The 271-nt window shown below is 64.9% G+C and carries 1 protein-coding gene; it reads right to left on the reverse strand.

Translation table 11 applies throughout. The annotated features are described in order from the left end of the window. On the reverse strand, positions 1-271 hold a 271-nt coding region (locus ACTFO6_RS18795; RefSeq protein WP_439935879.1), incomplete at both ends, for a hypothetical protein.

A 271-nucleotide genomic window follows, 5' to 3' on the forward strand; every position in this document is an offset into this window, starting at 1 on the left:
CCCGATAGCAGCGCGTAAAGCCTTTCATGCGTCGAAGCGCCCGGCGGCGCCTTCCGTCCGCAGAGCTTTTCCGCGAGCCTTACCAGTCCGGCCTCGTCCGCGTGGGAAAAGAACCGCACCTCCGCATCGGACAGCTCAACGACCGGCGGCTCGTAGAGAGGCCCGCTTGCCGGCACGTCACGATAGCGCTCGCCGATGATGTCGCAGGTTTCGAACGGCTCGTCGAAAAGATCCGTCGCAAAACGCGCGAGCGCTTCGTCGCCGCCTGCAT

It is taken from the genome of Pelomicrobium sp. G1, assembly GCF_051905455.1.
Lineage (GTDB): Bacteria > Pseudomonadota > Gammaproteobacteria > Burkholderiales > UBA6910 > Pelomicrobium.